The sequence below is a fragment of the Sphingobacterium nematocida genome (genome assembly GCF_900168125.1).
GTDB classification, from domain to species: domain Bacteria; phylum Bacteroidota; class Bacteroidia; order Sphingobacteriales; family Sphingobacteriaceae; genus Sphingobacterium; species Sphingobacterium nematocida.
Genome location: NZ_FUZF01000004.1, coordinates 263,151 through 288,126, shown reverse-complemented (window position 1 = coordinate 288,126; position 24,976 = coordinate 263,151). Strand labels below are relative to the sequence as shown.

Sequence of the window (24,976 nt, the reverse complement as noted above, 5' to 3'; positions counted from 1 at the left end):
TCCAACGTACTATAAGAACTAAAGAGAAATGAAAATTATTGAACTAAAGAAAAGAAACCATTTGCTGTACAGACCAAAGGTTTATGAAGAATGAGTCAATATGAAAAGCTAATCAACGAAATAACCTTATTGCTACTTTTTCTTGAAGAAATCAAGACCGAGTGTAACCGCGACCCCCTTGGAATCTAACTTGGTCTGACCATAACCAATTCCTGTGAGTGGCATTTTATAAAATGGCCTAATGCCTATATTTATTTTATCCGATAGTTTATGCTCAAAGGAAACAGAAAAATCCGCAACTCCCATGACATGACTATTCTTACCCTTTACCTCATACGCCCTATCGACTTCACCTTCATAGAAAAAAGTATAATTCTCCCGAAGCATGAAGTAACTCGACGCCCCTAAATGGACATTTACACTATTCTTTCGGCTTTTGTATACATTAACTCCTACTGTGATGGGAATATCAAGAACATCGCAGTAAGCGCTAACCTGATCGGGACTGTGATCTGAATAATAACCCGAACTAGATTTAATAACTGGCTTATAAAAACTGTACGGTGAGTTATAGTTCTTGCGGGCATATACAGCGCCTGTAGAGATACTGATACGATTGGTAACAGGATATGTGTAAGTCAATCCTATATTTTGACTGAATGAGCTCTGCCCTGCCCCTCGAACACTGGTCAGATCGGGGGCTACCAAGATACTTAAGGTCCCCAAGCTTTTTTTGCCGATACCAATCGATAAAGGCTCTTCATCCGAGATAGGAGAAATCTTAATCTGTTCGCGAGTCGTCGCTCGAAACGTGAGCTGTTCAGGGATATTGCTACTCCTCCTGAAACGAGGATGAACCTCTTCTATACTGTCCAACTCTCTTCCAAAAACAGGCTCAGTCTCTTGCTCTGACAATATGAAGTCTGGCTTTATAGCAGTCGTTCGTATTGCTGCTATATACCCTTCTTTATTAACGAAGATTCGCTGCCTCTGCTTTATATTTTTATTAACCGGCTGTGCTATTTCAACTTTCTTTCCTTCAATCCTACCAGCCGGCTCCTCTGCTAATGTTGAATTAGCGTCTTTCGTAGTCGGGGCAGGCTCGCTAGGGTCAAACATTCTGACTACGAAAAATAATAAGACCACTGCTGCAGCTGCTCCAAGTGACAAAATTACTACCAGATTTCTCCGGGATTTTGAAGAGGTCTGATCCAACTTTTTAGCCATAGCATCCCAGTGTGCTTCTTCAAAATGCACATCCGGATGTTCTAATCCTTTTTTAAATAGTTTGTCTATTTCATTGCGTTCCATCTTCCTTACTCCTCCAATTTAATATTCTTTGTACTCCCAACTAAATCTGAAACTTTTAACATTTCTATAAGCTTTGCTCTTGCCTTAAATAGATTAGATTTGGAAGTACCTATGGAAATACCCAATAACTGCGCAATCTCTTCATGAGGATACCCCTCAATAGCATACAAGTTAAACACGGCTCGATATGCTGGCGACAGCGAGTGTATCATGCGCAACAGATCTTTATAATGCAATCTACCTATGATACTCTGCGCCTCATGATCTACATATTCTAGGTGTTCTAAATCGTGCGTATGATTGGTAAAGCGAAGGTTTGCCCTGTAAAAATCTATAGCTGTATTGGTCATAATCTTGCTGATCCAAATGGTAAAAGATCGCGTAAAATCATAACTTGAAATATGAGAGAACACTTTGTAAAACCCCTCATTTAAAATACTTGCGGCATCTTCCTTATTGTTGGCATAACGAAGACATATCCCCATGGCTGTCACATAATAATGCCTATAGAGTTCCTTTTGAGCCCTACGATCATTGCGCAGACAGCCCCTTACTAGCTCTCCTAATCTTTCATCCAATTCAGGTATTCCCACGGGGTATGATTTCGTATCTGTAAATTTAAGATTCTTACTCTTTATTATCTAATACGGTGCATTTATTAAAATGGTTGCCTAGCATTGTCTTTTTTTTTCGATTTTTTTAAAATAAATGACACGGGGCCTATAATCAAAAAAAATCTAAAAACGGACCATATTCAGGCAACCCTTTACGATTTACAACCGTAATACTGGTTATAAGGAATCAAGTAATTTAAACCAAAGAGTAATGAAAATTGTAAGAAAATCGTTGGTAGCCGTGCAGCTATGTTTGTTATTGACCTCTATGAGCGCTTGCTCGGATGATGAAACAACGCCTCCTGTCGAAGAAAAAAAAGGACTACAAACACGGGTGGACGCAAATTTTGGAAAGGTATTGACCGATGCAAAAGGAAAAACTTTATATTTTTTTGCTAAGGACAGCAAAGGGATTGCTAGCTGCGCTGGGGCATGCCTCGCTAACTGGCCTGTATACCACAACACAGACCCAAGTTCAGATCTGGGACTCGATAAATCTCTTATAGGTGAAATAACCCGAGAAGATGGTACCAAACAGTCTACTTATAAAGGATGGCCACTGTACTACTATGCTAATGATGCTGCTACAAATGATGTAAAAGGAGATGCTTTTTTAAAGATATGGTATGTCGCAAAACCGGATTATTTGTTAATGGTCGCAAACGCTCAGCTCATTGGGGCTGATGGAAAATCTTACAAAGATGACTATACAGAGGGGCAAGCTTTGACGTCATACCTTACGGATGGTCAGGGACGTACCCTTTATTCTTTTGCTCCTGATAAATTCAACACCAATACATTCACGAAAGCTGACTTTAGTAATGATGCTGTATGGCCAATATTTCAATCCAATACCGGAGCAATCCCTTCGATAGTAACAAAAGATCAGATTGCTATTATAACTGTATATGGAAAATCACAATTAACGTATAAAGGTTGGCCTTTGTATTACTTCGGTCAGGATAGCAAAAGAGGCGACAACAAAGGGGTAAGTTTTCCAAAACCTGGAGTATGGCCTATCGTCAACGAAAAGACTACAACAGCACCAAAGGCTTAATTAGGTATTCATTTTTAAACACAGTATATATGAAATCGACTATCGTAAATTCATTAGGTCTATTGACATTAGTAATATTATTAATCACAGGCTGTTCAAAAAAACAGGCTGATGAACCCAAACCTGAAGAACCTACCCCTACAACGGTTACGGTTGACAATGTATCGTACAACAACTATGTGAAAGTATTATTTGAAAACAAATGTAACTCGTGCCATGCCAGTGGAGGTGCCGGAAGTGGTAAATGGACATTCTCGGGATATACGTCCGTAAAATCAAATGCTGCTAAAATTGCCAACGTCCTGCTGGTGACAAAAGTAATGCCTATGAACGGCTCCCTCTCTGCAAAAGAAATCGAGTTATTGAACGCTTGGTTTAATATTCGCAATACGCCAGAAAACTAAATTCTTTCAGCATGAAAAGTATAGCAATCATTGTAGCCGTATTTACCGGTCTATTATCATCGGCAATTTCCCTAACAAAAGCCTGGAGCTGTAAAGATGCACAGATTTCATTTTTCAGCAGTGCCCCACTTGAGGATATTGAAGCGATCAGCAAGCTGGGCGCCTCCGCGTTCAGTACTACGACCGGCGATATTGTATTTAAAGTATGGAATTCTACTTTTCAATTTGAGAAAAAATTGATGCAGGAACATTTCAACGAAAACTACATGGAAAGTGAACGTTATCCGACCTCCGAATTCAGAGGTAAGGTATTGGAAGCAAATAAACTGGAAAAAGAGGGTTCCTATGAACTAGAGGTCACTGGCATGCTAAATATCCATGGTATTTCCAAACAATATCATACAAAGGTCCAGATTCGGTCGGCTAATAACATATTGATTGCTAAGGGAAGTTTTGATGTACGGCTTGCTGATCATAACATAAAGATTCCTACAGTGGTGGGTAAAAATATAGCTGAGGTTGTAAAAGTAAAGTTTGAAGTAGCATATAAGCAATAAAAAAATCTATGAATATGAAAGAAACCGTAATAACGGTACTAACAATAATTGGGTTTATCGCGCCAAAGTTGTCGAACGGACAGGACAACCTTGACTCGCTATTGATAAACTCGGGGCCTAGCAGCAGTCAGACTGTCTCTATTTTCAAAGCTGGCAATCTAATTAACGGCCGAACAACCGAAACTATAAATAAAGGGGAACTGGATTTTCGGGTGGATCACCGATTCGGAGATATTGCGGGGAACGCTGGGGGGGCTAAAAATTTCTTTGGATTGGATAACTCGACGGATATCAGAATAGGATTTGACTATGGATTATGGGATAATCTGAATATTGGCATTGCAAGGGCTAAAGGGGCAACTGACGCTAGACAGCTTTACGAAGGAAACATCAAGTATCGTATACTACAGCAGCGTCAAGACAATAGTGTACCTGTAAGTATCGCTTTGTTTGGCAGTGCAACGCTTAGTGCCATGAAGGCTTCGGAAGACCTGACATCGGCTGTACATTATCCTGATTTTAACGACAGATTGACTTATGTAAGTCAAATCATTGTAGCCCGAAAATTTAATTCATTCTTATCACTACAGGTCGTGCCGACCTACGTACATCGTAATTATACAGCCTATGGTGATCAAAATAATGTATTCGCCATTGGTGTAGGTGGCCGGGTAAAACTAAGCAAACGAATGGCCGTTGTAGCAGACTACTTCCTCCCTATACGGGATGAATCTAAAAAGGGATATATGGAAGGAATAAGGGGTGAAAAATATTATAATGCGCTTGGACTGGGATTAGAAATAGAGACTGGAGGACATGTCTTTCATATGAACTTTACGAACGCTACCGCCATACAGGAGTCGCAGTTTATTACGGAAACGACGAGCACCTGGTCTAAAGGACAGTTTCGATAGGGGTTTAGTATAGCGAGGAGATTCTCCATACATAAAAACAAAGATTCGAAGGAATAAATCAACAACATCCTTGGGTAATCATACTATTGGACAGAAAGACAAATGGATTAATGTAAGTGCTACCCCTATATAACTGCAAGCCGTGAAAAGACTTAACGAGGCTCTTAAAAAAATGTACACACATAATAATAAAACAAGAAAAAAACTCATACTTATCATAAAATAAAAATAAGGGATAAGGTTAACTCAACTTATTGAACAAAGGAGCGTCAGAAAACACACTAAGCACTACTAAACAAATAAATACAAGTTTAAAATGGGATAAAAAATATTTAACATAGGTTCTAAAATAAGATTTATTACATTGTAATTAAAAAATAAACATATATCTGTATGTTCATACATATTAATTTTTAAACCTTTAAACAAATGTGATTTATCGACCCTATTCGCTCTGTCGGTTCGGCTATTTTTATTGTTGCAGAATAGTGCTACTTTGAAGGCTTGGAGCAACACTTGTATGTGTAATTCTACGCTATATTAAGATATTCGGATAGGGGACGCATTTTAATTAAACACTCCATACGATGAAAAACCTATTTTTTCTATTAACATCTTCTATCCTCTTCTCTGCCTGCAATCCAAATGGAAATAAAGCAGTATCGGAAAAGTGGCAGACCGACATGAAAAACGACAGTAGTTTTCAGCTGGTCAAAGATATGGCTACTGTTACGATAAAATCTGGCTTTAACGCTGGGGACGGCTATGGCGAGGTGTGGATCAGAGACTATAACACATTTATTAATCTTGCTACGCAGGTACACCCGCACGAACAGATTAAGGACCAATTACTCCTATTTTTTAAGTTGCAGGAACCAGATGGTAATATCGCAGATGGTTTTGTGAAAAAATCGAGCTTTAAAAATGGAGTATCTGACTATTACTCTATCACAAACCCACTCGCTCCCGATTACGCGGCCCATAAAAACACTGTAGAAACTGATCAAGAAACATCACTGATTCAAGCGGTTTACAAGTACGTAAAAGCATCTCAGGACAGCGCCTTTTTATCCGTAAAAGTGGGGAACAGTAATGTTAGAGATAAAATGGAAGCTGCACTCCAATTTTTGATGAATGAACGATATAACAAGGAATATGGTTTGATCTGGGGTGCTACTACGGTCGATTGGGGAGATGTACAACCTGAACATGATTGGGGTGTTCACCTGGACGAAAATTCGCACATCGCATTAGACATTTATGATAATGCCATGTTTTTGATTGCTTTAGATAATTACATAGAACTCGTTCCTGAAAAAGCATCTCAGTGGCAATCTATTCGAGATCGTATTGCAACCAATACGATGAAGCATCTTTGGGATGGAAAGAATCAAAAATTCATACCTCATATTTACATCAATGGATCTCCCTTTTCTTCGGATTTTGATGAAAACCAAATCTACTATCACGGGGGCACTGCAATTGCGATCGAAGCCAACTTGTTAACGAAAGAACAAATAAAAACTTCATTGGATAAAATGGTGGAAAATGTAAAAGAATCTGGTGCTGCTACAATAGGCTTAACGATCTACCCAACGTATCCAGCCGGTTCATTCAAAAATAAAGGTATGTATCCTTATGGCTATCAAAATGGCGGGGATTGGACATGGTTCGGTGGCCGTATGATACAGCAGTTGGTAAAAAATGGTTTTGAAAAAGAAGCGTACGAACAAATGAAACCGATGCTGGATCGTGTTATTAAAAATAAGGGTTTTTACGAATGGTATACAAAAGACAATAAACCTGAGGGCTCTGGAACCTTTAGAGGAGAAGCTGGTGTATTATTTGATGCCATTTCTTTATTAGAAAAATCGCAAAGCTAACGCCTTCGACGTTCTTACAGTGCTTCGATCATCATTCGAGAGGCAGCAAATATTTCCGCCTGTTTTTCCTGATTGTAAGAAAAAACAGGCGGAATGAATTTAGTTCATATTTGAAGGCACTAGGCATTCAACATTATAATGAAGACCTCATGAAACGAAGCCAGTTGCCATGAGCTATTTTAGCTTGGTCCTCTACACTGTATCCTCTTTTTTCGAGAATAGTAAATATCTTCTGAATATCTGCTATTGTTTCCAAATCATAAGGGCACTGCTCCCGTCCAAATGCACCATCTAGATCACTACCTACTGCAACATAATCTGTACTGCCTGCAATCTGACATATGTGATCTATGTTATTGGCCATGATCTCCATGTTACAGCCAGTGCCTATTGGTGTGGACTGTCCACGTACCCAGTTAGGAACCATCATCCAGGCATCCAGCGCTACGCCTATGACCGCCTGACGTTCGATCAGTGCCCGGATCATATCATCACTGAACTGCCTGTTGTGATCTACGAATACGCGACAGTTATTGTGACTAGCCCATATAGGTCCTTTATAGCGATTGAGCGCATCCCAAAAAGCATCGTCATTGAGGTGCGTAGCATCTAGGATCATATGAAGACGATCCATCTCCTGCAAGAGGGAAACGCCATCTGCATTCAACTTACCACTAGCATCGGTTCCGTTAGCGTACCTTCCTGGTCCATAGTGAGCCGGACCTATAGCCCGAAGCCCGTATGCATAAGCCTTCTCTACATAGCTTATATCTACCAGCGAGTCGGCTCCCTCAAGACTAAGGATATACCCTATAGGTTTGTCCATGTTAGACGTTCCGTCTCTCCAGAGATTTAGGTGCTGATCCAACTGCTCTTTGGTACAAATCATGCACATATGCCCACCTGCTTCCATAGCCTTGTACCATGCTAATTGCCCCTGAGTTTGCGCCCAAGCTTGCTCTGGGGAATACCAACCCGGAAGTGTGCTACCTGGCTCGACAAACCGCGCGATCTGCGTAGCAACGACGAGGCCGATATTGCCACGACGTAACTCTTCAAATGTCACTGTAGCTTTACTCCGATCTGGCTTGTCCTGCAGATGCTGTTCTCGGGCATTCAATTCGCTAATGGACAGACGCAGGTCACGATTCCACTCCATCGCATTCATACTCAAGTCTAGATGCCCATCTATTAAAAAAGGGAGTTGTTTGTTCATTTTGTTGTTAGATATTAAGCTTCCTATTTCTACCGATCACTTGCCATGTTGTCTTGTTATGGTATTCTTGTATAACAGACACACTGTTATAGAGGTTGACTGTAGGGCAAATATGTGTCGGTACCGCGTACAATACTGTACCTAATGAATACCGGCTACTATCATCCACGGACAATACGAGATGTTCTTCGCTCTGGAAGATGACTTCAAGACCGCTTGCGTTTAAAAACTGAACCCTAGGAAGCGGAGGATCTGATGCGACGGCCTTATAGCCCAGATCTACACAGATACGGGTAGGGCTAATAATGGAAATAACTCTAGTCAACAAGACTGCTGCGTAGAGAAATGGTTGTTCAGCTATACGCTGGCGGTATCCCCAATCCCAAAAGACGAAGGTGCCCGGACTACATACGACATCGGAACGTGTCGCATGGCTAGAAAAAGAAGGACTACCTCCTATGACTATTTCTAAGATATTGGGATTTTTCAGTTGCAAATAGTCAAAAGCTTCTTTTAATATCTTATAGCTAAGTTCGCTTTCCTGCAAACGTATGTCCTGATCGGGATTGCTAATATGCCCGTCGTAGCCGTGCACACCTTTCAACACCAAGCTATCGTAACCGCAGAGACTATTCCACAGATGAGGCACCTCGGAAATTGAAGCTCCTGTACGCCCCATACCAACATCTATATCCAAAAAAACGTTGAGCCTTAATCCCTTTTTAGCTGCATGCCGCCCTAAAACTTCTATACTGCTTACATTGTCCAGAATACAGGCAAAATTAGTATTGGGATAAGCTTCTATAAGTTGAATCCATCGGTCTACTTTTGGTCCTACAGGCTGATAGGCCATCAGTACATCTCTGGCATTGCTTAGCGCCAACATCTCGGCCTCGGCAATGGTAGAACATTTAAACTGCTGTATCCCCTCTTCAATCATCATTTTACAAACCTCGACCATCTTGTTGGTCTTGACATGCGGACGCAAACGGTTACACTGCTCACCGACAAAACTCTTGATTATCTGTATATTTTCTTTAATACGCTCGGGATACACCAAAAGGGCCGGCGAATCAATGCTGTCCACGTTGGTTACTTCATACCAATGTTTCATTTGCTAATCCTCGTGTAGTTCAAATAAGGCTTCTATCTCTACTGGAATATTATCGGGAAGGGAACCGAATCCCACCGCGCTGCGGGTACCGATACCATTCTCCTCTCCCCATACTGCTGCAAATAGCTCACTACAGCCATTAATAATATAAGGATGCCGCTCGAAATCGGAACTGCAGTTGACCATCCCTAAAACTTTGATCACTCTTTTGACCTTATTGAGCGAGCCTAGATTTGTCTTTATTGTAGAGAGCATCGTCAGCCCGACCTGTCTGGCAGAATGCTTCCCTGCCTCTGCATCCATATCTCGACCAATACGACCGATAATCAAGCTGGCATCATCCTGCACAGGGCCATGACCAGATAGGTAGAGATACTTTCCATCAATAACGTAGGGCTTATAAACACCTTTAGGTGTTGGCGCTGGAGGTAATGTTAATCCTAATTTTTCAAATTGCTCATCTGCATTATACATCATCTTTTTTTCTTTTTAAATTATTCATTATTTATATAATAAAGGACAATATCAGTACTGCTATAAGTCCGACAATCGCAACAATAGCTTCCATCACCGACCAAGAGCGTAATGTGTCCTTCACTGTCAATCCAAAGTATTCCTTAAACATCCAAAAACCAGCGTCATTGACATGTGAGAACATCAAACTTCCTGCCCCTATGGCGAGTACCATTAAATTGGGGTTGACATGTGATGCGTGTGTCAATGGTAATAATACAGTAGCCGCGGTCAATGCCGCGACGGTGGCCGAGCCTACGCACCCTCTAATAATGGCCGTTATGACCCAAGCTAATATCAAGGGGTGTATAGCTAACGATCGGAGGCTCTCCGCTAAGAGCACACTTACACCGCTCTCTTCCATCACTTGCTTAAATACCCCGGATCCGGCTATAATCAATAGGATCATCGCTATATCTTTGACCGCATCCGTGTAGATTAACATCACATCGCGGATGGACCGTCCTCGATTTATTCCTAAGGTAAACGTCGCAAAAATGATGGCAAACAACATCACAATTGATGGGGAACCAAAAAAGCGGATAAGGTCATGGGCAAAGATATTGGACGCTGCAATACCATACGGGAGTATGGTAAAGAGTATCAAGAGAAAGACCGGTAACAGGGCAGTGATAAAACTAATACCGGTACCTGGTATCGTATACTTTGATTCGTTCTGATCATGTTGCACCGGTTGAAAAAAATTGGCATCAGTACTCTTAATCTTTCCTAAAGTACGTCCAAATAATGGACCTCCAACAACAATAGCAGGTATAGCCACTAATAAGCCATAAATCAGTGTCAGACCCATATCGGCATCAAACAGGACGACAAGTGCAACAGGAGAAGGATGTGGGGGAATGAAACCATGCGTAACCGATAACGCGGCAAGCATTGGTAGCCCAATATAAACAGCGGGTAGTTTATACTTGTAAACTATCGAAAAAATTAAAGGCACAAGCAGCACAAAGCCTACCCCATAAAAGAGAGGGATACCTACGATAAAACCTGTAAATGCCATGCCCCATTGTAAATGTTTAACTCCAAATAACCGAACCATTACGGCAGCTATATTTTCCGCGGCTCCACTTTCTGCAATTATTTTACCGAGCATAGCGCCTAGTACAATAATGAGTGTCAGTCCTCCCATAATCGCAGATATCCCTTTTTCAAGAGTTGCTGGAATCTGAGACAGTGGAAGACCAAGGGCAATAGCCGCTAATATAGATACAAGGAGAAAAGACAGAAAGGCATTGATCTTAAAATAGCTTATGCTGACAATCAGCAGTAACAAGCTGAGAAGTACAATTACAAATATCATCTAATCTATAAATCAGTTATTGTGGTTTATAAGCTATCTATCGGAAAGCTTTTGGTCGATTAACTCCCTAATATAGTAATTTTCAAGACAATCCATCAAAAACAATAAATTTAAAAACAGTTAAAACTTGTCAGATGGCAAGTTTTAACTGTTTCTGCTTTTTTAAATTTGCTTACATAGAGAATTAAATCAATAAACGGGCATACTGAACGTTCATTTTATACAATCATCTAAACAATGGAAAGCATTGAACTTGTAAATTATATAAAAGCACCTGCTTCTTCAATCTATCAGGTATTAACTACGCAAGATGGTCTTTCTGAAATCTGGACAAAAAAACTTATTGTTAAACCGGAAGTGGGCTTTATCAATGAGTTTGACTTTAATGAAGCCGAGATTACCAAGATGAAGATCATTGAATTACAACAAGATACTCGTATCCGCTGGGAATGTGTGGATTCCGATAAGGAATGGATCGGGACTCGGATTTCATTTGACCTTTCGGAACGGAATAACCAAACCGCAGTAATACTGAAACATTCCGACTGGCGCGCCATGACCGAGTACTATCAATGGTGTAATTATAACTGGTCCATGTTTCTCCTGCGATTGAAAACGTATTGTGAAGGTTTAACCAAGACAGGACGTTAATTTATTTCAGAAAGCAAAGAGGACATTAGAACTTAATGACATAACAAAGTTCCATGCCTCGGCAATTGCCATCATTTTATCTTGTACGAAGTATGACTTTGCTAGGCGTATTTCTAATAGTCGACGTCGGTCAACAGGTCGTATCTTATACTTTCGTAATTTAATATACGACGCATTAACGCCATCTGTCCGCAAAGATAATCTTCCCGCCCTATACACATACCGATAAAATTCAACTTGTCTTCTTCGATAAAAGGAATCCCCATCCCCATAGGGAATGCATCAGCCAATTCCTGATCGGTAACCAGCAGTAATCTTGCATACACCTTAGCTGAGATCGAATGAAAATTTGCGAGCAGTTCTTTTAAGCTTGGATAGTGGTTCTTTTCGTCCAATGATTTTCCCATAAAGAATAAATCGTGATTAGGGTCTGTGTCTGGCAATCCTAACACATGCGCCATTCCATAACGCATGTTAACGTAATTTCCTGCCATCCAAACAAGATGATTGGTACGTCCATCTACCCTTTTAAGAGCATCTTCTTCGGATATACCATCCAATACCTGTAAAAAACTTTGAGTGTGCATGCGGTAGGCAGGGATAATGACCGCTAACTTTTGAGATATTGCTGTGTCCATAATAATTTATTCTAGTTCATAACCTTAAACCAAATTTATGGAAGCTTTGTTTATAAAAACTTATCTCATGACAATTTCGGTAGTGGACACCCCTTGTTGTCAAACTATTCCTTCCAAATACCATCAAAACATCGAGAGCCTGTTCCATACCCCTTGAATTATAAACTAAAATTTAAGACAAAGACAACTTAAACATAAGGCATTATCTTGATTTTCTCTTTATGTATTTATAGCCTTCAAACCATAGTACCGAAATGGAAGCTATCCCGAGCGAGAGACCAAGCTCGTAAATAGATAGACTTGTCACAGAAAAGAAATCCGACACGGAACTAACATACAAAATCACGAGAAGCATCGACAATGTAAAGAGAGTAATCGCTACCAATAACACATTTTTATTTTTAAAACTCTCTAAAACAGAGTAGTAAAAAGATCTATTAACGAAACTTAATAATATATTGGCAAAAATCAGTGTAGTAAATACCATTGCTCGTGTCTTTTGCTCCCCACCTCCTTGGGACACGGTAAATTGATAAACAAAGAGCACCCCTATCGCAATAATCACCCCCTGAACAACGCTCATACTAAGCTCTTTCCAATTCAAAAAAGTATCGGTTATGGGACGAGGCGGAATTTGCATCGTATTCTTTTCCATAGGTTCGTTTTCGTATACGATCGAACAGGTCGGTCCCATCACAAGCTCCAAAAAGATGACATGTACCGGCGTAAATATCTGTGGGAATATCCAGCCCAAGAAAAGTGGCAATGAGACTGTGAGAATAATCGGAATATGAATCGAGATAATATATTGTATTGCCTTCTTGATATTGGTATATATTCTTCTACCCGCAGCAATCCCTATAATCAACTTGCCAAGGTCGTCATTAGTAATCACCAAGGAAGCAGCAGCTTTTGCGATTTCTGTCCCCTTATTCCCCATCGCTATACCAATATGGGCCGCCTTTAATGCAGGGCCATCGTTCACGCCGTCTCCCAACATGGCTACAACTTCTCCCTGCCGCTTCAATGCGTTGACCACTGTAAGCTTGGCCTCAGGAAACATCCGGGTAAATAGCACATTATCTTTAGCCGCCTCTTCTACTTCTAGATCTGAATAATCGATGATCTCTTTTCCTTCTATGGCTTTCGATGCATTAAGAATTCCTGCCTGTGTGGCAATACTACGAGTTGTATCAGCATTATCCCCGGTTACTACTTTGACTTTAATCCCTGCCTCGTAAATCTGTTTAAAAACTTCTTTAATACCTTTTTTGGGTGGATCATAAAACACCACTAAACCTAAAAACTTAAAGTCAAAATCCTGTTGCTTGTCTGGAAATTCATTGCCTTCAAAAGTCGATTTGGCAACCCCTAGTATACGGTAACCCTGTTGTCCCAATGTTGTTATTACGGACCTTACTTTTTCCTTATCAAGATCATTTAAATCACATACCTGAATAATAGCTTCTGGCGCCCCCTTGGCTGCTACTATACGCTGTTTGACTTCATTTTCGAAAACATGTGTCATCATTGGAGGCTTACCTTCCAAAGGGTATTCGTGAAATAGAATGTAGTTTGGCCTAGAGTCTTCCGTTCTCGTCTCTTGATATACTCGATGTAGGGTCTTTTCCATCGGATCAAATGGTATGGGTTCACTGCTCCACATCGCGTAATCAATCAATGCTTCTAACCTAGCATCATTGAATTCATTTCTATTAAAAATCTTTTCCGATTGGTAGTCATATAGATGCTTCAATTGCATTGTATTCTCAGTGATGGTCCCCGTTTTGTCGGTGCAAATGACAGTAGTGCTACCTAATGTTTCTACAATTGCGCTTTTTTTGATGATGATCCCCTGCTGCATAAGTTTCCATGATCCCAGCGCCATAAATGTCGTAAATGCCACAGGAATCTCCTCAGGAAGTATAGACATCGCTAAGGTAAGACCATTCAACAAACTTGCCAATAAATCCTGGGTATGATAATAATTTACAGCACAAACAAGAAGAAAGACGGCTATCCCGACGACAGCCATAGTTTTCACAAATTTACCGATCTGCACTTGTAGCGGAGATTCCTCCTCTTTAATCTCAGCTATAGAAGCTCCTATTTTACCGATACGTGTTTCCTTACCTATCTTTTCCACTTCGAATACCGCCAATCCAGATACTGTAATCGTGCCACTGTACACTTTATTGTTGTCACTTTCTGCATTTTTAAATACAGAAAGACTCTCTCCTGTAAGAGGGGATTCGTTGACGGAAAAATCGTTGCTATGGACAATCCTACCGTCAGCATTGATAATCTTTCCCTCCTCGGTGATGCATAGGTCCCCTACCGCGATCTCATGTGTTGGAATCGATATGATCTTTCGATTACGGATCACGCTACTTAGCGGCTCATTCAGCTTTTCTAAAGCTTCAAGTGCCTTTTTACTTCGATTGTCCTGATAAAACGAAATTGCCGACACTAAGATTATGGCGACGAGCATAAATGCAGCTTCACCGTAATCGCCTATCGTCAGATAAATAACAGAAATAGCAATTAATAATATTAACATAGGTTCCTTCAGAATACCTAACAGCATATCTAACCAAGTACTCTTACGCATACTGTCCATCTGATTGTAACCAAACTCTTCTCTGGAATGCTGTACCTGTTCGTCTGATAGCCCCTGAAACTGTTCTGGAATGTTATAAGCCATAATTTATTAATAATTTGTTATACAGAGGATTAGAGGTTCAAAATATTTCCTCGTATAAACTTAATCAAAAAACGTTGTATATCCCAAACCAAAACTATCTTTTCTATTTTAAGATTTAATACGAAGGTAAAAAAACCAAACACCATCCAGACTAAACCTTAATAAGGTTTCTAAAATATTTAAAGCTCTAAAAAAGATAGTACAAGGCCATACATTTAGCGTAACTATCTGCTATTGTAAATGATGAAAGCTCTTATCCTCCTCTAAGGTTCAGGAAATATGTATTGATATCAGCTAAATCTACAGTCCGATATAGTTAATTATTTAACATTCATTTAACCTAGCACCTCACGCATTACCATTTTTTTAATGTATATTTACAGAAAAGCTAATTTAATTTGAAACTGTAATTTAGCAATCAATATGAACACCCCATTTAATATTTAATGAATCAATCAATCAAATTTAGCAATGTAAATACATTGTTTTCAAAATCTCTTAAACAAAAAATCAACGATTATTTCAAAGACACTTTGCAAAAAAAAACAGGGAATAGAAGGATTTTTATCAAAGCCACGATTCTCTTAATTACTTTTGTTACTTTATATAGTATTTTGGTATTTGTACAACCACATTGGTCTATCAGTATTTTGCTGTGTATACTTTTTGGCTTCAACCTAGCAGCAATTGGTTTTAACATCATGCACGATGCTGGGCATAATTCTTTCTCCTCTAATAAAAATCTGAATACTACCCTCTCTTACACGCTTAACCTTTTGGGAGCTAATATCTATTTCTGGAAGCTAAAACATAATATTGCACATCATACATATACCAACATAGACGGTGAAGATCATGATATTGAAATAAAATTCATGCGTATCCACCATGATCAAGAATTAAAAAAGCATCATCGTTATCAACGCTTTTATTTCCCGTTGTTATACGGGGTGTCTTATCTGGCTTGGGTATTTTATCAGGACTATGAAAAGTACTTTAGACAAAAAATGGGGATTACCTCAGAGAAATTTCACTTCCCACTCAAGGAGAAACTTATTTTTTGGGCGAGTAAAATCCTTCATTTTGGATTATTCATTGTCTTGCCGATCGTACTGGTTGGTTGGTTACCGACCCTCATCGGCTTATTGGTAGCGGGTGCTGTATGTGGAGTAAGCTTAGCGACAGTATTTCAGCTGGCCCATGTTGTGGCTCATACAGAGTTTAAAACTATCAATGAATCTAAAGTTGAAGAAGAGTGGATGATTCATCAGATCCAATCTACTGCTAATTTTGCTACTAAAAGTAAGGTCTTGACCTGGATATTGGGCGGACTTAATTATCAAGTAGAACATCACCTCTTTCCTAAAATAAGTCACGTACACTACCCTGCGATTAATCGTATCGTACAACAGACTTGTCATGAGTACAATATCCCATATAATGAATTCAATTCATTCTGGACTGCATTCAAGTCGCATGTGGGAGTTATTCAATCGATGTCTAGGTAAAATAATAATATCAAAAAGCCTTCATTTTGTAATGAAGGCTTTTTTTATGCCCGAAGGGTTCTTCATTCCTCTAAACGCAAAAATCCTTTATCTTTCGATAAAGGATTTTTTTTTGCGGAGAGAGTGGGATTCGAACCCACGATACAGTCATCCCGTATACAGACTTTCCAGGTCTGCTCTTTCAACCACTCAGACATCTCTCCCTTAGTGGAGCACGAAGATACAATTTTAAGTCATTTTTAAAAAAGAAAAACAACATATTTTATCTGTTTTTTTCTAAGTGGCTCAGGATAAAAAAAATAATCTTTTTATTATAAAATAATATACAATAAAAAAGACCAACTTATTCAGTTGGTCTCTTTTATACTGTAAACAATAATTACGCTTGTTCTTGTTGTAACCCTTGTTTGTAAATCGCTTTTTTAACTTGGATGCGACGTGATACAGATTTCTTTTCGAATGCTTGACGAGCACGAAGCTCACGTACTACACCCGTCTTCTCAAATTTCTTCTTGAAGCGTTTCAATGCTCTATCTAGAGATTCTCCCTCTTTAACATTAATAATAATCATAGTTCCTGTATACCTCCTTCCGTTTGCAAAATTCTTGTGCCTGCAAATGTAAAGATTATATCTTATAATCTGAAATATTTTTTAAAGCAAATTCCAGTCTTTCACAATTTTCTCTAAAGGATTCTTTGCGGAACATAAAGCGGTATGAATACCCAATGCGGAGGCGGCTTCAAGGTGTTGAGGACTATCATCAACAAACAGGGTACGATCCGGCACAAGGTTCATTTCATTCAGTACGAGCTGGAATATTTCTGCATCTGGCTTACGCATACCTACTAAATGGGAATAATACGTTTTTTCGAAGAATACCGAATTATCCGCAACGCCATACTTGGCTTGAATATGCTGCATACAATATGCGTAATGAATCGCATTATTATTACTCAGTAGAAAAGTTCTATAATTTTCTTTCAACGCCAGTAATAACTCATGCTTACCATCTGGAACTCCAATCAATAATGCATTCCAAGCTTCGTCAATATCATCGTCGGTCAACTTAAAATTATTCGTTAATTTTCGGACGCCGTCTCTAAATTCGGCTGGACTGACATTTCCCTTATCAAATTCATCAAATAATGCGATCTGCCCATGATGAGCGAACACTTCGTCCGCATTTGCTATACCTAATTGAGTAAAAGCCTCTTGCGATCTAACGAAGTTAATCATGAAGATTACGTTGCCATAATCCAAAATAATATTTTCAATTTTTTGCATGGAAAATTTTGTTTTCTCGTTACAAATATCGATAATTGCATCGTCAAAAGGGAACAACGTTGCACTTTTGATCAACATAAAAAACCGCGCCTATAGCTCAGTCGGTTAGAGTAGAAGACTCATAATCTTTTGGTCCCTGGTTCGAGCCCAGGTGGGCGCACTTGAAAAACCTCACAATAATGTGAGGTTTTTTTTATTGTAACTGCTGCAATACTCCCTTCATCGCATTTTTATAGTTATTAATCACATTAGGGTTATCCGGTGCAAGCTCATAGGCTTTTTTGAAGTAGTAAATACTTTGATTTTGATCTCCTAAGTCTACCGGGAGATAACTTTTAGCGGCGCCCGCATTTAAATACCCCAAATATCCTTCTGGATATAATGTTATAGCATACTCAAAGTAGTCTAGGGCTTTTCTATAAGCCTTTTCGTGATAAAAAGATAGACCGACATTATTTATGCATGCTTCACAATAGGATTCGTCTACAGTTGCTAAAAAAGCAAATATAGCATTGGAATGAATGTAAAGCCCCTGTTTGAAATAAGCTTTGGCACGCTCAAATAAGACATCAGGTTCATCATCCCCTATTCGATTATTTTCATATAGTCCGAGCAACTCGATAGCCTCTCTGGTGGTCTCATGACGAAAAGAGTCGTACGCCTCATACTTCATAAAATCAGAATCAAGCTTACTTCCGTCCTTAAGACAGCTAAGTCTCTTATAAAACATCTGAAGTAGAAACGTGTAATGATAAGACATACCCGTTCTTACTGTGCCATCCCCTACTATCTCATAACAAGGCGAGGGGTACTCGTCAGGCTTTTTAGTCATCTTGTAATAGATAGGAAGAGAATCTATCTTTGTATACTTATCATACAAATCACGGTATTTGCAACTTTTATTTGTTGCATAGTTTTGAAAATCCCTATAGTAATCAAAATAGATGGCCGAATTTTGTTTTCCCTCTTTTGATTCGGTCATTGGGCTCTGACCATGAGCCATATAAGAAATCACTAAAATTCCAATTAAGACAAACTTTTTCATTTATTACATCACTAATAACTATTAAAGACCAGTACGTCAAACACGGGACTTCCTGACATTTGTATGCTCCTAAGGTAATCCAAATAACAAAGAAATAATAGAAAAATATTCATCCGAAAATAAAAGCAGATTAACACGAGACAAGGCCGATAGGCAAACTTACTACACATTATCAAACGATGAAGAAAGCTTTCCGTTAATAATAATATTACCCATTTCTCCAATTCTATTCAAGATTACGAAAAGTAATAACCAATATGCTGCAATACGTAACGTATAACGAACCGCAATTATATTGCGGGACAAGTCAAATTTATGTAGGTTTGAAAAAACAACTGTAAATCCATGAACTTAAAACATATCCTATCCATATTTTTCCTGATATTGTTTTATGGCGCTCGTGCTCAAAACAAACCGATAAGCCATGTGACGACGCATGACCGTACGACAATCATATGCGACCCTATCACTGCCGCAAACCCTTACCCGGCTTGGGGAATATTTCCTAACAAAAATGCTTCCATTCGCAAGATGACGATGCACGTAACCCTGGGTAGCCCTGACAGCTTAAATACGGCGCACTGGGACTACCTAGATCATATCATATTGCGTCGCAAAGGCGGTACTAATGGACCGGAACTCAACTATGAACTTGGTAGAATGCTAACACCTTATGGTAGCATATTTAACAAGGGATGGAGCTGGAAGTGGCAGGTGGATGTTACGGACTTCGCCCCCTTACTACGCGACAGTGTTGAAATAGTATATGTACACACCGGTTACGAAGATAAAACGGTAGGTTGGGCGCTCAGTATAGATTTTGACATTCTGTATGGTCCTCCAGTAGTGGAGTATCTGGGCATGGAACCCTTATGGAATAAAGCTTATAAATACGGTGACCCCAATGAGAAGATTGAAGCGCACCTCTTGCCTATAAACTATGAATCGAAAAACGGAGCTACGTTAAGTCGCATCCGTATACAACACACTGGTCATGGTATGGATAGACCTCGTGGATGTAGTGAATTCTGTAGCCGATGGCGTGAAATTTCGTTGAATGGCAAACTGGTAGACAAACGAGACATGTGGAAAAAATGTGGCGATAATCCGCTATACCCCCAAGGTGGTACTTGGATCTATGATCGGGCATACTGGTGTCCTGGTGACCTTCAACAACCAGACATCATCGACATGTTTACTAAACCAGGTAAACATCAAGTTTCCTTAATCATGGAGCCTTATGTGGCAACAGACAACATTCAAGCTACAGAAAATATCTCTTCATTTTTGTTCCATTATAAGGCTCCTAAACAAAAAACAGATGTTGCTATTGAAACTATTATGGTACCCAGCGATGAACAGCGCTTTTCGAGATTGAATCCTGCGAGTTCAGGTCCAAGAATTTCTTTCAGAAACCTAGGCGCTGCCCCCTTACATTCATTGATTATCGTGTATGGTACCAAAGGGTTTCCAGATAAAACGTTTCATTGGAAAGGCAATCTCCCATTCAATCAGGTTGCTGACGTGCAGTTACCCGGTATAATCCAGGAACATGATGGCAAAAACGTATTTCATTTAACGCTTAACCAACCTAACGGAAAGAAAGATGCCTGGACGGGAGATAATTATACACAGACTACTTTTACGGCCCCTCCAAGATTCCCTTCAGAATTTGTACTGCAATTGCTCACAAATAAAAATCCAGAAGATAACAGCGTATTTCTTATCAACGCTCAAAAAGATACAATTTATCAAAAAATGGCAAATCAGCTCACCGCGGAAACCCTGTATACAGATACTATACGTCTGTCGGAAGGAAACCATTCACTTCTGCTAATCGATACTGCTGGCAATGGCTTACAATTCTGGGCTCAACCTCAAAAAGGAGACGGTCATCTTCGTTTGTTTGATATGGCAGGCAACCTGATCCATGCATTTGAAAGTGATTGTGGTAGTGGTGAAATGTTTAGCTTCAAAGCTACCGATGGTTTTTCAATGGATACGACTACAGCAAGACATGCGTTTTCCTTATACCCTAGGTCGGTAACCGATCAAACACAGCTTACGGTAGTATCCAACAAACTAAGCGATCTGAGAGTACAGATCACAGTGGATGGTGTACTGTGGCAGAGACACGAATATAAAGCGGTCAAAAATGCGACTTACAACTACGACTTAACCCATCTCCCGAAAGGAAGGATAGTCGTCGAAGCCTTTACCAATGGCATCAGTCGATTCAAAGGACGAATAAACAAGAGATAGTATATTTAAGAAATCGCTATATCTACTTGAAGATGCGCGGATTTTAAAATCAGTAATGATGTGAAGTAGGGTTGACTTACTTCACAATATTACCTTTCAAGAAGACCATCTGAGGTTGAAACAGCGCTTTTATATCTTCCATCGGATTCTTGTCCAACAGTAATAAATCAGCACGCAGTCCCTTCATTAAACACCCTCGATCTTTTAATCCTGTCACAAGCGCAGCATTATACGTGAGACTCTCTAAAACTTCTAATGCCGACATTCCTACATCTTCTTTATAAATCCGAGCTTCATCATACAATGGAACCATAGAAGTATCTTCCGGATAAATCCAATCCGTACCACATACGATCTTTACCCCTGACTGATGAGCAAGCTTTGCGATTTCGACTGCATAATATAACTTATTGTTCGTTGCATGAAAAATTGTAGGATCAAAATAGACTTTATTCTTCTTCATTAACACAAACAATGGGTTCAGTGTTTTCGGATCTACCTTTAGCCCCTTATACACCTGTGACCAGGCGTAACTTAAAGTCAAGCTATCTCTGGGGATCTGTTCAAAGATAACATCGGCAGCATGCGATATACTATTGACAGACAACTCCACCGCATCTGTCGGCTGTATCGGAAATACGGTAGCATGGCTCCATACCAACAGTCCTTCTTTCCGTGCTGATTTAACAATTTTCAACATCGTTTCTTTTGACAGTTGAGCATAGGTCTTAATAGCTGTAACACCGGCGGCCTTAGCCTCTTTCACTACCTTTTCTATATCAGTGGTATCAGTTATCGCACGCTCCCAAGCCTTATTTCCCATCTTAACGCGACTCCCTCTGGAAAACATTTCGAAATAGTCGGGTCCCGCAAATTGCGCTGCGTAAAAAATATCAGGCCCCAACAGTTCCCCTTTATCGATTTTTCTTTTGTAATCAAATAAATAGGGCGCATCCCCTGCCATATCACGTACCGTAGTGATGCCATGGTGAACCATATTAAGTAGGATTCTGTCGGTAGATGCCTTTGCTTTATTTCTATCAGAAAGATCGCCTGTCGCTAGATGCATATGTGCTTCAAACAGACCTGGGACAATATATTTGCCAGTACAATCCAGCTGATGTACATCTTGGTCCACAGATATATGCTGCTTCGTAATCTTTTTAATCAAGCCATCTTCTATTAGTATAGATCCCTGATAAGGCTTTATATGGGATCTTCCATCTATTATTGTTGCATTACGTAAGAGAATGCCGCCAGATGTCTTCTGTGCAACCGATGTATTTATTGCTGTACCGGTCAATAGAAGTCCGAGAAAAAGGGACTGAACAAATTGTTTTATCATTATAATAAGACAACTTCAACAGATTAAAGATATATCTCGTTCGCAAAATAAAACACTACTTAACTTTATATAACGTATCAAAAACAGTCCGCTCTGTCTGTAACATCTCCGTAATTTCAATACGCCCCCCTCTTTACACTAAAAACTATTTTTACATTTCCTCTATAAAAGAATCTAAATGGATGCGGAGAGCAACAAAATTCGCTTTTATATTACGACGCAATTATATTGCTTGTAAAGGCGAATTTATGTAGGTTTGAAAAAGGCATAGTTCGCAAACTAAATATTATGTACTTATTACGATCTAAACTATTCTTACTTTCATTTTTCTGCTTTTTGGCATCCTATTCACAGGAACGTAACGATATACTCCTACAAGACAAATTCCGATCAGATCTCGCTATATACGAACAGTTCGAAACCGAGCACCGCCGCTATGTCGACACTAAAAACATTAAACTATCGTATCTCGAATGGGGTGATACCTCGACTACCCAACAGGTATTTGTATGGTTACATGGCAGTCTGAGCAATGCCTATGAATTCATGCCTTTTGCACAGGATCTTGTGGACAATAAGTACCGTGTCATCGCTATCGATCAGTATAATGCCGGCAAAACGGGAGTCCCCATATTTGACGCCTCCTTTGATGATCTTTGCTCGGATATCAAGTTTTTGTTAGATCATCTACATATTAAACAGGCGGTCATCGGCGGTTTCTCTCGCGGAGGATTTCTTGCGACCAACTTCTACAAATTGTATCCTGGTTATGTAGATGCTCTAATCTTAGAAGATGGAGGCTCCGTCGACTTTGACCACAGTTACCTCAACCTAGATAGTGTACACCTAAGACAAAAACTACAGCTTGTTAATGTACCAATGGACATTAAAGAAAAGTATTTTGGTTATCACTACAACAAATTTGAAGCTTATAAGAGTCTATATGATCCCGATGAAACAGGCAGTCAGTTTCAGATCCTTAGCTATATCAAGCCAAAAGATTCGTTATGGATAACCTATGTTGGGCAGCCCGAATATTACCATATGCAAGATAGTCTCCATATGTCTGAGGTCTTATTTGGTAGTCCTAAAGTCAGTAAGTATGCCGCTTCTATCGTGAATGTACGTCCTGCGAAAATATTCAAAAACCTTAGCGTCCCCGTATTAATAATGGATGCTCGCTCAGTCAATGATCCTATCCCCATTTGCGAGGCAAACAGTGCATTAGCTGTTCAACATCCAGACTTAATCGTACATCAGATATTTGACGATATAGCGCATAACATTCACTATGCAGCCCCTAGAAACTTCTTAAAAGCAATAATTGACTTTCTACGTCTTTATCAACGCTAGAAAACATTCGTCATCACTTATAGGTTGAAACCGTCCCAACACGCCTCGACGACATTGCTAAATGATTGATTTTATACTATACGATAAAGACTTCTGTAGTCTCTATGTCATTAATTTTAGAAAAATCCTATCGCTAATAGATGGGCTTTTTTTCACTACATAAATAGTGTATTTTTATACATATGAGTTTACTATTTACACCTCTTGTGTTAAAAAACCAAACATTATCGAACAGGATTGTGGTATCTCCCATGTGTCAGTACTCTGCTATTGACGGGTTAGCCAATAATTGGCATCTTGTTCACCTTGGCCAATTTGCCATTGGAAAAGCCGCTCTAATTATTCAAGAAGCGACTTCCGTTACCATAGATGGACGTATCTCCCATGGAGATTTGGGATTGTGGAACGACAAACAGATAGCTCCATTAAAAGATATTGTTGACTTTGTCCACCAGCAAGGCAGTCTCATTGGGATCCAACTCGCACATGCAGGACGAAAGGCTTCTACAGAAAAACCCTGGATCAGTAGGAAACAAATAAGACCAGATCAAGAAAATGGGTGGCAGACCCTAGCGCCGTCGGCAATCCCCTATCATGTAACAGAACATGCCCCTGTAGCTCTTAGCATCGCGCAAATACAGCAACTCATAACCGCTTTTAAGGATTCCGCCTTACGGGCGGTACAGGCAGGATATGATATTATAGAGCTTCATGGTGCACACGGTTATCTAATCCATCAGTTTCTATCTCCTTTAACCAATCTTCGCACCGATGATTATGGTGGCTCATTTGAAAACAGAATCCGCTTTTTAGTCCAGATCATTGAAGCCGTACAAAGCGTACTACAACAACAATCCCTGTGGTTACGTATTTCGGCAACCGATTGGGCCGATGGAGGCTGGAATTTACAAGAGTCGATTAGGCTTGTCGAAATCGTCAAGACCATGGGTGTTGAGGTGGTAGATGTATCATCAGGTGGCGCGGTCCGACATCAGGAGATTATGGTAAAAGATGGTTATCAGGTTCCTTTTGCACAACGTATAAAAGAAGATACCTCGATCCTAACCGGGACAGTAGGCTTAATTAAACGAGCCCAACAAGCAGAGCAAATACTACAGCAGGAACAAGCTGATCTTATATTAATAGGTCGTGGATTTTTACAAAACCCACACCTGGTACTTCAGTTTGCCTATGATCTCGGTGTAGATGTCCCTTGGCCTCCTGCATACGCTCGGGGTCTCGAAACAATGTAATAAAAACAATATTATATCAAGTTAATGA

At 39.7% G+C, this 24,976-nt stretch carries 22 protein-coding genes and 2 tRNA genes; 11 read left to right on the top strand and 13 right to left on the bottom strand.

Annotation, left to right across the window (positions count from 1 at the left end):
* Window positions 1-132 precede the first annotated feature (132 nt).
* Entirely contained in the window at window positions 133-1,311 is a 1,179-nt protein-coding gene (locus B5X76_RS07665) for a hypothetical protein (RefSeq protein WP_079642517.1), read from the bottom strand.
* A 5-nt stretch (window positions 1,312-1,316) separates the two neighbouring features.
* A complete protein-coding gene (locus B5X76_RS07660) occupies window positions 1,317-1,904 on the bottom strand; it encodes an RNA polymerase sigma factor (protein ID WP_245800994.1) in 588 nt (195 codons plus the stop codon).
* Window positions 1,905-2,136: 232 nt separating this feature from the next.
* Between B5X76_RS07660 and B5X76_RS07655 the strand changes: the two genes are divergently transcribed.
* From B5X76_RS07655 to B5X76_RS07635, 5 genes are all read left to right on the top strand, one after another.
* Window positions 2,137-2,982, top strand: a complete 846-nt coding sequence (locus B5X76_RS07655; protein WP_079642516.1) for a hypothetical protein — start codon at window positions 2,137-2,139, stop codon at window positions 2,980-2,982.
* Window positions 2,983-3,011: 29 nt separating this feature from the next.
* On the top strand, window positions 3,012-3,386 hold the full coding sequence (locus B5X76_RS07650) for a c-type cytochrome (RefSeq protein WP_079642515.1): 375 nt from the start codon (window positions 3,012-3,014) through the stop codon (window positions 3,384-3,386).
* 11 nt (window positions 3,387-3,397) lie between these two features.
* Window positions 3,398-3,943 (top strand): YceI family protein, encoded by a 546-nt coding sequence (locus B5X76_RS07645; RefSeq protein ID WP_079642514.1) that lies wholly within the window; start codon window positions 3,398-3,400, stop codon window positions 3,941-3,943.
* Window positions 3,944-3,957: 14 nt separating this feature from the next.
* Window positions 3,958-4,857, top strand: coding sequence for a DUF5777 family beta-barrel protein (locus B5X76_RS07640; protein ID WP_139375232.1), 900 nt, complete (start codon window positions 3,958-3,960; stop codon window positions 4,855-4,857).
* Window positions 4,858-5,444: 587 nt separating this feature from the next.
* Window positions 5,445-6,740 (top strand): amylo-alpha-1,6-glucosidase, encoded by a 1,296-nt coding sequence (locus tag B5X76_RS07635; RefSeq protein WP_079642512.1) that lies wholly within the window; start codon window positions 5,445-5,447, stop codon window positions 6,738-6,740.
* A 133-nt stretch (window positions 6,741-6,873) separates the two neighbouring features.
* Here the strand turns inward: B5X76_RS07635 and B5X76_RS07630 are convergent, their stop codons facing one another.
* The 4 genes from B5X76_RS07630 to B5X76_RS07615 are packed head-to-tail and all read right to left on the bottom strand — an operon-like array spanning window position 6,874 to window position 10,904.
* On the bottom strand, window positions 6,874-7,956 hold the full coding sequence (locus B5X76_RS07630; RefSeq protein WP_079642511.1) for a dipeptidase: 1,083 nt from the start codon (window positions 7,954-7,956) through the stop codon (window positions 6,874-6,876).
* A 7-nt stretch (window positions 7,957-7,963) separates the two neighbouring features.
* Complete coding sequence (locus B5X76_RS07625) at window positions 7,964-9,070, bottom strand: D-TA family PLP-dependent enzyme (protein WP_079642510.1); 1,107 nt, start codon at window positions 9,068-9,070, stop codon at window positions 7,964-7,966.
* A gap of 3 nt (window positions 9,071-9,073) precedes the next feature.
* Window positions 9,074-9,547, bottom strand: a complete 474-nt coding sequence (locus B5X76_RS07620; protein ID WP_245800992.1) for a RidA family protein — start codon at window positions 9,545-9,547, stop codon at window positions 9,074-9,076.
* A 28-nt stretch (window positions 9,548-9,575) separates the two neighbouring features.
* A complete protein-coding gene (locus B5X76_RS07615) occupies window positions 9,576-10,904 on the bottom strand; it encodes a gluconate:H+ symporter (RefSeq protein ID WP_079642509.1) in 1,329 nt (442 codons plus the stop codon).
* 237 nt (window positions 10,905-11,141) lie between these two features.
* On the opposite strand from B5X76_RS07615, the gene B5X76_RS07610 reads away from it, so the two are divergent.
* On the top strand, window positions 11,142-11,555 hold the full coding sequence (locus tag B5X76_RS07610) for an SRPBCC family protein (protein ID WP_079642508.1): 414 nt from the start codon (window positions 11,142-11,144) through the stop codon (window positions 11,553-11,555).
* Window positions 11,556-11,668: 113 nt separating this feature from the next.
* Here B5X76_RS07610 and B5X76_RS07605 read toward each other — a convergent pair whose 3' ends face one another.
* A complete protein-coding gene (locus tag B5X76_RS07605) occupies window positions 11,669-12,193 on the bottom strand; it encodes a hypothetical protein (protein WP_079642507.1) in 525 nt (174 codons plus the stop codon).
* 202 nt (window positions 12,194-12,395) lie between these two features.
* Complete coding sequence (locus tag B5X76_RS07600; protein WP_079642506.1) at window positions 12,396-14,897, bottom strand: cation-translocating P-type ATPase; 2,502 nt, start codon at window positions 14,895-14,897, stop codon at window positions 12,396-12,398.
* 446 nt (window positions 14,898-15,343) lie between these two features.
* Here B5X76_RS07600 and B5X76_RS07595 point away from each other — a divergent pair, with 446 nt between their 5' ends.
* Entirely contained in the window at window positions 15,344-16,405 is a 1,062-nt protein-coding gene (locus B5X76_RS07595; RefSeq protein WP_079642505.1) for a fatty acid desaturase family protein, read from the top strand.
* A 115-nt stretch (window positions 16,406-16,520) separates the two neighbouring features.
* On the opposite strand, the gene B5X76_RS07590 is transcribed toward B5X76_RS07595, so the two are convergent.
* The 3 genes from B5X76_RS07590 to B5X76_RS07580 all read right to left on the bottom strand — a co-directional run bounded on the left by B5X76_RS07590 (window position 16,521) and on the right by B5X76_RS07580 (window position 17,690).
* Window positions 16,521-16,608 (bottom strand) — tRNA-Ser (locus tag B5X76_RS07590).
* Between the two features lie 176 nt (window positions 16,609-16,784).
* Window positions 16,785-16,976, bottom strand: a complete 192-nt coding sequence (gene rpsU / locus B5X76_RS07585; protein ID WP_021069236.1) for a 30S ribosomal protein S21 — start codon at window positions 16,974-16,976, stop codon at window positions 16,785-16,787.
* Between the two features lie 81 nt (window positions 16,977-17,057).
* Entirely contained in the window at window positions 17,058-17,690 is a 633-nt protein-coding gene (locus B5X76_RS07580) for an HAD family hydrolase (RefSeq protein ID WP_079642540.1), read from the bottom strand.
* A gap of 86 nt (window positions 17,691-17,776) precedes the next feature.
* On the opposite strand from B5X76_RS07580, the gene B5X76_RS07575 reads away from it, so the two are divergent.
* Window positions 17,777-17,850, top strand: a tRNA-Ile gene (locus tag B5X76_RS07575).
* 33 nt (window positions 17,851-17,883) lie between these two features.
* Here B5X76_RS07575 and B5X76_RS07570 read toward each other — a convergent pair.
* Window positions 17,884-18,735, bottom strand: a complete 852-nt coding sequence (locus B5X76_RS07570; protein ID WP_079642504.1) for a hypothetical protein — start codon at window positions 18,733-18,735, stop codon at window positions 17,884-17,886.
* Window positions 18,736-19,080: 345 nt separating this feature from the next.
* Here B5X76_RS07570 and B5X76_RS07565 point away from each other — a divergent pair, with 345 nt between their 5' ends.
* Complete coding sequence (locus B5X76_RS07565) at window positions 19,081-20,997, top strand: peptide-N-glycosidase F-related protein (protein WP_079642503.1); 1,917 nt, start codon at window positions 19,081-19,083, stop codon at window positions 20,995-20,997.
* A gap of 76 nt (window positions 20,998-21,073) precedes the next feature.
* Here B5X76_RS07565 and B5X76_RS07560 read toward each other — a convergent pair whose 3' ends face one another.
* Entirely contained in the window at window positions 21,074-22,342 is a 1,269-nt protein-coding gene (locus B5X76_RS07560; protein WP_079642502.1) for an amidohydrolase family protein, read from the bottom strand.
* A gap of 288 nt (window positions 22,343-22,630) precedes the next feature.
* Here B5X76_RS07560 and B5X76_RS07555 point away from each other — a divergent pair, with 288 nt between their 5' ends.
* Both B5X76_RS07555 and B5X76_RS07550 read left to right on the top strand, forming a co-directional pair.
* Complete coding sequence (locus B5X76_RS07555) at window positions 22,631-23,695, top strand: alpha/beta fold hydrolase (protein ID WP_079642501.1); 1,065 nt, start codon at window positions 22,631-22,633, stop codon at window positions 23,693-23,695.
* Between the two features lie 182 nt (window positions 23,696-23,877).
* A complete protein-coding gene (locus B5X76_RS07550; RefSeq protein ID WP_079642500.1) occupies window positions 23,878-24,948 on the top strand; it encodes an NADH:flavin oxidoreductase/NADH oxidase in 1,071 nt (356 codons plus the stop codon).
* The last annotated feature ends 28 nt before the right edge of the window (window positions 24,949-24,976 follow it).